We start from the raw sequence: 10,851 nt of genomic DNA, 5'->3' as shown, positions 1-10,851 counted from the left end.
TATTTCGGCCTTAGAAAAATAGCGTTCAAGCGCAACTTTGGGGCAAACTCCCGGTTTTTCCGCATTTGGCCAAGGCATCCCCATGACTCCCACGTCGTCCGTCGATGAAAAGAGCTTTCGTACTCTGTTGAGCCGTAACGTGGCCCTACCCTTGGGCGTGGGGGTGCTCAGTGCGGTATTTTTCGTCTGCCTGATTACCTATCTACTTTCGGTGATCCAGTGGGTGGAGCACACCGATCGGGTCATCAATAACCTCAATGAGACGTCCAAGCTGACAGTTGACCTGGAGACCGGCATGCGCGGTTTTCTGATCTCCGGTGACGAGCATTTTCTCGACCCTTATGAAGTGGCCAAGCCGCGAATCATTGCCGACCTGCGTAATTTGCAAGACCTGGTGGCAGACAACCCCCAGCAGGTCGACCGCCTCAAACGCCTGGAAGCCTTGCAGAACGAGTGGAACACCTACGCCCAGTCGATGATTGATATGCAGCGCCAGAACGGTGACTACCGTGGCGCCGTCAAGGCTGGCCGTGGCAAACGCCTGACGGACGAGATTCGCCGGGAGTACGAAGACGCGGTGGCGATGGAGCAGCAGTTCCGCATCACCCGTAACCAAGAGGTCACCCGCACGACGGTGCTCAGCGTCACCCTGTACCTGGTGTTCGTACTGGGACTGAGTGGGTTTCTTGCTTATATCGGTAGAAAGAATTTAGTTTCACTTTCAGACAGTTACAGTAAGAACCTCGCGTCACAACAGAAGATTGCGCGACGCCTCGAACAGCAAGCCTGGCTACGCAATGGCCAGACCGAACTGGCTGAACAGGTGCTTGGCCAGCTGACCCTGAACATGCTCGGGCGCAACATCCTGCAGTTCTTCGCTCAGTACATGGGCTCGGCCGTTGCCGCTTTGTATGTGCGCGATGAGCACGGCGGCCTCAAGCGCGTGGCCACTTATGGGTTCTCCCGCGAGCAAGAGCAGCAGGAGCAGTCGATCTATAGCGACGAAGGCATCGTCGGGCAGGCCGCCCAGCTGGATCGCCTGATTCGCCTGGACGATGTGCCGGTGGATTACTTCAAGGTCAGCTCCGGCCTGGGCGAAGGCGCTACCCGCAGCGTGCTGGTGATGCCGACCAGCGATGAAGACCGCGTCAACGGTGTGGTTGAACTGGGCTTCCTGCGTGCGCTGGATGAGCGCGATGTCGAACTGCTGGAACTGATCGCCGGCAATATCGGCACCTCTATCGAAGCCGCCCGCTATCGCCAGCGCTTGCAGGAAGTACTGGCCGAAACCCAACAGCTCAACGAAGAGCTGCAAGTGCAGCAGGAAGAACTCAAGACCGCCAACGAAGAGCTGGAAGAACAGTCGCGTATCCTCAAGGAATCCCAGGCCCACCTGGAAACCCAGCAGGCCGAGCTTGAGCAGACCAACGAGCAACTGGCCGCGCAGACCCAGACCCTGGCCGAGCAGCGCGACGCCATGGATCGCAAGAATATCCAGCTCAACCAGGCCCAACTGGAGCTCGAAGATCGCGCCGATGAGTTGCAACGCTCCAGCAAATACAAGTCCGAGTTCCTCGCCAACATGTCCCACGAGCTGCGCACCCCACTGAACAGCTCGTTGATCCTGGCCAAGTTGCTGGCAGAAAACCCCCAGGAAAACCTCAGCGCCGAGCAGGTCAAGTTTGCCGAGTCGATCTATTCGGCCGGCAATGACTTGCTCAACCTGATCAACGACATTCTGGATATTTCCAAGGTTGAAGCCGGCAAGCTGGAAGTGCGCCCGGAGAACTCCAGTGTGGTACGCCTTGTCGACGGCTTGCGGGGCATGTTCGAGCCGCTGGCGGCAGATCGCAAGCTGGGCTTTGAGGTGGACGTGCAGGAGGGTGCACCGACTTTGCTGTTTACCGACCGGCAGCGTCTGGAGCAGATCCTCAAGAACTTGTTGTCCAACGCCATCAAGTTCACCGAACAGGGTGAGGTCAGCCTGACGGTCTCCAGGGCGCCAGGGGAGGGCATTGCCTTTACCGTGCGCGACTCTGGCATCGGTATCGCCCTGGACCAGCAGGAAAGCATCTTCGAAGCCTTCCGCCAGGCTGATGGCACCACTAATCGCCGTTATGGCGGCACCGGCCTGGGCCTGTCCATTTCCCGCGACCTGGCGGCGTTGCTCGGCGGCTACATCAGCGTGACCAGCGAAACAGGCAAAGGCAGCATTTTCACGCTGGTATTGCCGGAGCAGTACGTGGAGCGTGAGGAAGACGCAGCACCTATCGAGCAACCGCGCCAAGCCGTGGTCGCGCCAAGCCCTGCACCGGTGAAGATTTCTGCGCTGCCAGTCACTGATACCCATCAGATCCCACGTTTTGCCGATGACCGTGAAAAGGCCCCTTTCAGCACCCGCTGCATCCTGGTGGTGGAAGACGAACCCAACTTCGCGCGCATCCTGTTCGACCTGGCCCATGAGCTGGGCTACCACTGCCTGGTCGCCCACGGCGCCGACGAAGGCTACAGCCTTGCCGAGGAATACATCCCGGACGCGATCCTTCTGGACATGCGCCTGCCAGACCATTCCGGGCTGACCGTGCTGCAGCGTCTCAAAGAACACGCCAACACCCGCCACATCCCCGTGCACGTGATTTCCGTGGAAGACCGCGTTGAAGCTGCCATGCACATGGGCGCCATCGGCTATGCGGTCAAACCCACCACTCGTGAAGAGCTCAAGGACGTGTTCGCCCGCCTGGAAGCCAAGCTGACCCAGAAGGTCAAGCGCGTGCTCCTGGTAGAGGACGATGATCTGCAACGTGACAGCATTGCCCGCCTGATCGGCGACGATGACATCGAGATCACTGCCGTAGGCTTTGCCCAGGAAGCCCTCGACCTGCTGCGCAACAACATCTACGACTGCATGATCATCGACCTCAAGTTGCCGGATATGCTCGGCAATGAGCTGCTCAAACGCATGGCCACCGAAGACATCTGCTCGTTCCCGCCGGTAATCGTCTATACCGGGCGCAACCTGACCCGCGATGAAGAAGCTGAGCTGCGCAAGTATTCCCGCTCGATCATTATCAAGGGTGCACGCTCACCTGAACGCCTGCTGGATGAAGTCACACTCTTTCTGCACAAAGTCGAATCCCAGCTGTCCCATGACCGCCAGAAGATGCTCAAGACTGCCCGCAGCCGCGACAAGGTCTTCGAGGGGCGCAAGATCCTGCTGGTGGACGACGATGTACGCAATATCTTCGCCCTGACCAGCGCCCTGGAGCACAAGGGCGCCGTAGTGGTTATCGGACGTAACGGACGCGAAGCTATCGACAAGCTCAACGAAGTCGAGGATGTCGACCTGGTATTGATGGACGTCATGATGCCCGAGATGGACGGTTACGAGGCCACGGCCTTGATCCGCCAGGACCCGCGCTGGAAAAAACTGCCGATCATTGCGGTGACGGCCAAGGCCATGAAAGACGATCAGGAACGCTGCCTGGCGGCCGGGTCCAACGACTATCTGGCCAAGCCGATTGACCTGGACCGTCTGTTTTCGCTGATTCGCGTATGGCTACCGAAGATGGAACGTATTTAAGTGGAGCAGTGTTTTTTGGACAAAAGCAGCGACATTGAGCTGCGCCTGTTGATTGAGGCGATTTACCTCAAGTACAGCTACGACTTTCGTGACTACTCCGGTGCGTCGGTCAAACGGCGCGTGGCCCACGCCTTGCGCCAGTTCGACTGCGCGACCATTTCGGCGCTGCAGGAGCGAGTGCTGCACGACCCGGCAGCGTTCATGCAGTTGCTGCAATTCTTGACGATCCCGGTGAGCGAAATGTTTCGCGACCCGTCGCACTTCCTGGCCATCCGCCAGGAAGTGGTACCGCTGCTCAAGACCTACCCGTCGATCAAGATCTGGATCGCCGGCTGCAGCACGGGCGAGGAGGTATACTCCATGGCCATCCTGTTGCGCGAAGAGGGGTTGCTGGAGCGCACGATCATCTACGCCACGGACATCAATCCGGCATCGCTGGAGAAAGCCAAGCAGGGCATCTTCTCCCTTGAGAACGTTCGCGCCTACACAGCCAATTATCAGCAGGCAGGTGGGCAGCGTTCATTTGCCGACTATTACACCGCAGCCTACGATTATGCGATCTTCGACAAGACGCTGCGCGAGAACGTGACCTTCGCCGACCACAGCTTGGCGACCGACAGTGTATTCTCAGAAACACAATTAATTTCATGTCGTAACGTATTGATTTACTTCAATAAAAAGTTGCAGGATCGCGCATTCGGATTGTTTCATGAGTCGCTGTGTCATCGTGGCTTTCTCGTCTTGGGCAGCAAGGAAACCCTGGATTTTTCTGCCTACAGCAAGCAATTCGAACCCTTGGTCAAACAGGAACGGATCTACCGAAAATCATGAGCGAGGCGCATGACCCCCCGATGCGTGGGATTGAAGCTATCGTTGTCGGCGCTTCCGCCGGCGGCGTTGAGGCCTTGCTGAGCATTTTTGGTGAGCTGCCTGTGACCTTCAGCCTGCCGATCATCGCCGTGCTGCACCTGCCGGATGAGCGTCGCAGCCAGTTGGCAGAAGTCTTTGCGCGGCGCCTGAGCATTCCGGTCAAGGAAGCCCGGGACAAAGAGGCGGTCGAAGCGGGCACCTTGTATTTTGCCGGGCCTGGTTATCACTTGTCGGTGGAACATGACCGCAGCCTGTCCCTGAGCCAGGAAGACCGTGTGCACCACTCACGGCCGGCCATCGACTACCTGTTTGCCTCGGCTGCCGATGTGTATGGGCCGCGCCTGCTGGCGATCCTGTTGACCGGCGCCAACCAGGACGGTGCGCAGGGGCTGGCCCACGTCAAGCAATCCGGCGGCACCACCATCGTGCAGGACCCCAAACAGGCACGGATCGCCGTGATGCCCCTGGCGGCCCTGGCCTTGCATACACCTGACCATATTCTTTCCTTGAGCCAGATCGGCTCATTGCTGGCTTCCCTGGAACCCTTCCCATGTTAAGTACTGTCCAGGCCAAACTGCTGATCGTCGACGATCTGCCGGAAAACCTGCTGGCCCTTGAAGCGCTGATCAAGCGCGAGGATCGCCAGGTCTTCAAGGCATTGAGTGCCGACGAGGCGTTGTCCTTGTTGCTGGAACACGAATTCGCCATGGCGATTCTCGACGTGCAGATGCCCGGGATGAACGGTTTCGAACTGGCCGAACTGATGCGCGGCACCGAAAAGACCAAGAACATTCCCATTGTGTTCGTCAGCGCCGCCGGCCGCGAACTCAACTATGCCTTCAAGGGCTATGAAAGCGGGGCGGTAGACTTCCTGCACAAGCCGCTGGACATCCACGCGGTCAAGAGCAAGGTCAATGTGTTCGTCGACCTGTATCGCCAGAGCAAGGCGATGAAGCTGCAAGTCGAGGAACTAGAGCGCAGCCGCCGCGAGCAGGAGCTGTTGCTCACGCGCCTGCAAGCTACACAGGCCGAGCTGGAGCAGGCGGTGCGTATGCGAGACGACTTCATGTCGATTGTCGCCCACGAAGTGCGTACGCCTCTGAACGGGCTGATTCTGGAGACCCAGCTGCGCAAGATGCACCTGGCCCGTGACAACGCTGCTGCGTTTACCCTGGACAAGATGCATGCGATGGTCGACCGCGATGAGCGGCAGATCAAAAGCCTGATCCGCCTGATCGAAGACATGCTCGATGTGTCGCGCATCCGCACCGGCAAGCTGTCCATACGCCCGGCGCGTTTTGATCTGGCGCAACTGGTGCGCAACCTCGTACATAACTTCGAACCACAGGTCGCCGCTGCCGAGTCGTCGATGCAGTTGGTGGCCGACGAGGCTGTGGAAGGCAACTGGGATGAGTTTCGTATCGAGCAGGTGATTACCAACCTGCTGACCAATGCCCTGCGCTACGGGGCTAAAAGCCCGGTGGATGTGCGGGTGTATACCGAGCATGGCGAGGCGCGCGTGGAAGTACGCGACCGTGGCATTGGTATCAGTGAAGCCAACCAGAAGCGCATTTTTCAGCAGTTCGAACGGGTTTCTGCCAACCATGCCGCCGCTGGCCTGGGCCTGGGGTTGTTTATTTCCGAGCAGATTGTTGCCGCCCATGGCGGCACCATTGAGGTCGAGAGCCAGATAGGCGAGGGCGCCCTGTTTCGGGTGTGCCTGCCCCTTGAGGCGGCTGCGTGAAATCAATCGTCAGCTCAACGCAACCTCTGCGTGACCCCATGGTCGTAACTGCAGCAATTGACCGGACAAAGGCTTCCCATGAGTGAAGATGCGCAAGATGTCGTACTGATCGTCGAGGATGACGAATCCATTATGTTTGTGCTGGGTGAATACCTGGCAGGTTTGGGCTACCGGGTCTTGAAGGCAATCGATGGGGAGCAGGCCTTTGAAATCCTAGCGACCAAGCCGCACCTGGACCTGATGGTCACCGATTATCGCCTGCCTGGCGGGATTTCCGGGGTGCAGATTGCCGAGCCGGCGCTCAAGCTGCGACCGGAGTTGAAAGTGATTTTTATCAGCGGCTACCCGCAGGAAATCCTCGACTGCAACAGCCCGATCACGCGCAATGCACCTATCCTCGCCAAGCCGTTTGATTTGGATACGTTGCAAGAGCATATCCAGCGTTTGCTTGCATAAGTACACGTCCTCCACCGCGAGGGAAAATCCTCGCGGATGAGTCCAACATCAGCCGATGGAGTAATAACTTCAGGTTGGGCAACTCTGCTCACCCGGTGAAAGGCTGACTCAAGCAAAAAGGTAGTGGCAACATTCATATCGATCTTGGTTTTTTAAGCGAGGAAAGTGGTAACAATGTCGGATGACATAACGAAAGTATATTTCAGCCTGTCATGACGGCCTTTTGCCAAGGCGGCGTCGAAATATCGTTGCTTTATATATCCTGATCGGAACCTTCTGACAGATTCAGCCCATTAATCTCGTCGGCGATGAGCCACATTCATCACTGACTTTATTAATTTGTCTTTCAGAAGGTTGACCCATGACCCTATCCAATATTTCCTCAAGCAACCGCCTGTCTGATCCGGTAATGAACTCGCACCCGCTTTCTATCGAGGCGCCCATACAACAAGCCCAAGCCACCGGGGAAACTGGCGATAGGCGGCTGTTGGAGCTTTATGCGAGTGCCATACGCCAAGCAACGCAGACAAACACGGGCGATGAAACAATTGACAATATTCCTAATGACTCGCGGTTTGGCGCATGGTGGCAGCAACTGTACAACGCTACCCATAGCCCGGTTTTCCTGGAATGGGCGAAATCGAAGAATATCGATACCTCACAAGCCATCACCATCAACCCTCACAGTGACGTGCTGACCGTTACGATCAATGGCGAACGTACTGAATTGCGCGGTTCGGAACAAGGCCCCGGCTGGCGGGAGGCTACGGGCCCGATCATGGTGGCCGCGAAAGCGTTGGGGTCTTCCACCGTCGACGCGCCAACCCGCCCAGAGCTGGCGCCGTTGATTCTGGTTGCTCGATTTTATGGTGAGGTACTGCTGCCTTACAGAAAAGAAGAAGTGCTCGCCCGAGCCACGCAGCTTGAACATAATCAGGAATTCGATGTGTTGGGAGCTGAGACTTATGTCGATCTTGGCGCTCAATCGCCCGAGATACTGGAACAGCAAAAGCGCGAGCTAGGCGATAGCGCCAACAAATTCGCGTTGCTTGAAAAACTGAAGAAATTCAACCACGTCCATCCTCAGTTCCTTGCCGGGTATCTGGCCGATACACGGGTCTCGGCCCACCCAGACTCATCCTACCGAGAAGACACTCAACAGCCCGACGCCAGTCTGCAAGACCTGCTTCATGCAAACGGCTGGTACGTGCCAAATAATGTGGACGAACTGAAAAATCTGATCCATGTTCTGGGCTCCCCTGCATTGCCTCAAACAACCGACGGAAACTTTGCCGGCGCATTGGCATGGCCCACGCCAATGTCCGCCGAGGACCAGTCTGAACTGGTGCGCATAGTCATTGACAACCAGCCGCCATTGCCTGGCTTGAGCAGTGACGCTCGGCTTGGCAGCGCTGATGTGTTGGGGGCATTGGTAAAGCAGGTCCCCCGTGCCGTACTCGATCAAGGGGATCCAGTCGCCACCGTAGAGTGGATCCTCAACAGCGGTGTGGGCCAAAAATTAGGCACGGAGCTGAAAAAGCGAATGGGGGCGGTGGCGCAACACTCCACACCACGGGAAGTATTGTTGACGGTATTGGCTGTGACACTGGACTCACAAAGTCTGGTTGAGGCAAAGCCCGATCACATTGCCGGGTTTAATCTCACCGCGCCCGAGTTCAATCACCAGCCCTTGTCCGTCATCAAACAAGGGCTGATCGATCATCTGGTGCAGACCAACAAAACCACACCAGAGGCCGCGCCAGTTGCAGCAATGCTTCTACTGAGTCGTGCCGCACCAGAGCTATGTGTCAAAGACATTCCCGAAGACGTGACCTATCTCTCAGCTAACTGGCTCAAGCTCAAGGCAGCGGTAGGCCGGCTCGAAGCAACCAGCCCGGGTGCCGCGACACGCATGAGCTTTAGCGAAATTGTTAATTTCGACGCTATTGAGCCTATTACAGACCATGAGCAAGAGATTCAAACGCTGACGGCCTTGCCTGGGCTCCGCGAATGGGGCAAAGCTCATGGCAAGCTCTCGATAACAAAGGAGCATACAGCTCAACAGCTGGAAGAAACCCAGAAGGCATTCAGTCAGGAGCAACAGCAGATATTGAGCGCCGCTGACGTATTGACGTCCTCACCCCCGACGCAGCGTTCTATAGCACTGGCCGAGCTCAAGGCGCACTTCGGTGAGGACATGCCGTTTGAAGAAAAGAGTATCCGTAGCCACGTCACTCGGACGGATGGCTACAGGTTAACTCCATCGCTTACATTAGATCCTGAAGGCAGTTATTCATTGCTGGACCTTTTTCTGGCGAAGAAGGCAGGGTTGACGGTGGGTTGGTACTCCACCAACCCCAAGATTACTGAAACAGTCATCAACAAACTTTTAACGTTGCCGGATCCGATAACAAAACACAGCGAGGTGTTCGATCAGTACGCGGAGAATTTGTCGCAGGCCTGGAGTACAGTGACCAAAAAGCTTATTTCCAACTTACCTCTGGAAGACCGCAAAAACATCGAATGGGGCGATTTGGAGTTTTATGAAAAAGGTCAGACAACGCGTACGGAAACAATCGCAGGCCGTGCGGGAGCTCTACACTATTCCAACGGTTTTTCACGGCCTAAAGAAGACAGGTCACTGATTATTAAAACCGTTCGTAACGGTGTCGAGACTTACTATGAGTTTGATCCTCAACGCAAGGCGATACGAAAACGAGACGATTGGAAGGACACCTTCCATGAGGGGCCTCAAGGTCCAGAGACTGAAATCCAGTACGGCGGTCTTGGCAAACAATTCACCGTTGATACCATTCAAAAACATCCGGCTTCTGATGACGCCGCCACTAGGCGGGGAGCCCCAGAGAACGAAGATTTCCTACCTGATTCATTTTCCAGTGACCGAAGTAATTTTTTGGGCATGCTGCTCTCTAAAAACATTATAGGATCCTACGGCATGGAGGAGGTGAAGGCCTCCACTCGCGAAGTAACAACGTTTGATCAAGAAAAAGAAAAACAGACGTTTTTTCGTAACCTGATCCTGGGTTTAATCCCCGGAGGGTCTGCCGTGTGGAATTTGGCACACGGCAATTACAAAGATGCAGCTGCGGATATCATTTTTGATATCGTGTTATACGGCGCCACCGCAGGGCTAGGAAAGCCGGTTAGTGGAGCATCTCGTGCGGGGTCAAGCCACTTCGGAAAGTTCCTGACTGCTGGCAAATCGACAGCTGGCGTGGGTAACTTGCTTAGGTCGACAACAAACGGTGGGGGGAAACTGGTATCCACAGGCCGTCAGTGGTTCGGCAGGTTGACAGGATCCTCCGACAGTGTCGACTTACTTAAGCTCTCCAATAGACACGATATTGCAATAGGTACTTATAAACCGCTCAACGGCGAGCCAATATCGAACGTCGCTGCGAAGTTCGATGAGGCGACTGGCAGATGGTCACCTTATGATGTAACCAAAAACAAAGTCTATGGCAAACCCCTGGAAAACTTCACCCCTGAAACCGCCAGGTATTTTGAGGACAGCTTGGGCGTTGCAGATGATGTTGCAGATGGCGTCGGTGAAGTGGTACGCCGCAGAAAAAAAACCAATCACCTGGAAAAAAGCCTGGCCAATGATCGCGCAATACATTTAGGGCGCGAAATCAAGGACTTCAAGGTGCTCGGCGATGGTATTTTTTGCTATGTGGATAAATATAAAGGCGTGGAGAGGCTTAATATCTGTGCCCATGGCGTCAATCCGAACTTTAAACAACTTCTCACTGATGAGCCAATGAGTATGTTTTTTAATGGTAAGAAGAACACGCCCGCTGATCTGCTGGAGCATCTTCGCGCTTCGGGTATTAGCCCTGAAAAGTTCAACAATGTACGCTTGTTGATGTGTCACTCAGCCAATGGTTCTGCCAATTCTTTTGGGAGTCAGTTTGGGAAATTAATAAAGCGTGATGTCAAGGCGTTTCAAGGGCCTGTTCGTGCGTATGTCGTGCCTGAACATGTTGATGCTTTAAAGACAGATATAAATCTGACAAGTCCCGGAGCTTCAGCCGCTGATATTAACCAGAGGATCTACAATCAGCTTCAGCTGAATTTATCTCTTGGCACAAGTAAAACCAGCTCTAAAGGAATTAGCGGCTCTCGGTCTGGAAAGGAAATACCCTTTTATTATCGCCCAGTAAAGTTTAAGGCAAGTTAA

The 10,851-nt window shown here is 55.5% G+C and carries 6 protein-coding genes; all 6 read left to right on the top strand.

Annotated elements, in window-relative coordinates; translation table 11 throughout:
* The first annotated feature begins 82 nt into the window (after positions 1-82).
* The 6 genes from E4O98_RS17875 to E4O98_RS17850 all read left to right on the top strand — a co-directional run bounded on the left by E4O98_RS17875 (position 83) and on the right by E4O98_RS17850 (position 10,851).
* Positions 83-3,580: a response regulator gene (locus E4O98_RS17875; protein WP_248135816.1), complete on the top strand. Its 3,498-nt coding sequence runs from the start codon at positions 83-85 to the stop codon at positions 3,578-3,580.
* A gap of 15 nt (positions 3,581-3,595) precedes the next feature.
* Complete coding sequence (locus tag E4O98_RS17870; RefSeq protein WP_005788281.1) at positions 3,596-4,411, top strand: protein-glutamate O-methyltransferase CheR; 816 nt, start codon at positions 3,596-3,598, stop codon at positions 4,409-4,411.
* Positions 4,408-5,007 (top strand): chemotaxis protein CheB, encoded by a 600-nt coding sequence (locus tag E4O98_RS17865; RefSeq protein ID WP_005788283.1) that lies wholly within the window; start codon positions 4,408-4,410, stop codon positions 5,005-5,007. The genes E4O98_RS17870 and E4O98_RS17865 overlap by 4 nt, the downstream gene beginning before the upstream one ends.
* A complete protein-coding gene (locus tag E4O98_RS17860; protein ID WP_078821356.1) occupies positions 5,001-6,194 on the top strand; it encodes a hybrid sensor histidine kinase/response regulator in 1,194 nt (397 codons plus the stop codon). Before E4O98_RS17865 ends, E4O98_RS17860 begins: the two co-directional genes overlap by 7 nt.
* Positions 6,195-6,272: 78 nt before the next feature.
* Positions 6,273-6,650 carry a response regulator gene (locus E4O98_RS17855; RefSeq protein ID WP_005788286.1) on the top strand — a complete coding sequence of 126 codons (378 nt, stop codon included), beginning with the start codon at positions 6,273-6,275 and terminating at the stop codon, positions 6,648-6,650.
* A 361-nt stretch (positions 6,651-7,011) separates the two neighbouring features.
* Complete coding sequence (locus E4O98_RS17850) at positions 7,012-10,851, top strand: hypothetical protein (RefSeq protein WP_248135815.1); 3,840 nt, start codon at positions 7,012-7,014, stop codon at positions 10,849-10,851.

The sequence above is a fragment of the Pseudomonas sp. W2Jun17 genome (assembly GCF_023127795.1).
Lineage (GTDB): Bacteria > Pseudomonadota > Gammaproteobacteria > Pseudomonadales > Pseudomonadaceae > Aquipseudomonas > Aquipseudomonas synxantha_A.
This window is presented reverse-complemented; position numbering and strand designations above follow the sequence as displayed.